The sequence below is a fragment of the Variovorax sp. KK3 genome (assembly GCF_001984055.1).
Classification (GTDB): Bacteria; Pseudomonadota; Gammaproteobacteria; order Burkholderiales; family Burkholderiaceae_C; genus Variovorax.
Map to the genome: position 1 here is coordinate 1 of NZ_LYVO01000221.1, position 303 is coordinate 303.

Here is a 303-nt window from a genome sequence, read left to right on the forward strand (position 1 = left end):
ACATCGAGGCGAGGTCCGATGCGCTGTACGGCGCGTGGCTGTGCGGCAGCGTGTTGGGCAACGTGGGCATGGCACTGCACCACAAGCTGTGCCATGTGCTGGGCGGCAGCTTCGACCTGCCGCATGCGGAGGTGCACACGGTGGTGTTGCCGCATGCGATCGCGTTCAACGCCGAGGCGGCGCCGCGCGCCATGGCACGCATCGCGAAGGCGCTGGGCAGTGACGATGCAGCACGGGGATTGCAGGCACTGGCCCGCGACAACGGCGCACCCACCGCGCTGAAGGACATCGGCATGAAGGAAG

Annotated in this window: 1 protein-coding gene; it reads left to right on the forward strand. The window is 68.0% G+C overall.

Annotated features, from left to right (window positions below):
- Positions 1-303: iron-containing alcohol dehydrogenase (locus B0W80_RS34260; protein WP_143684946.1), on the forward strand; the 303-nt coding region annotated here is incomplete at both ends.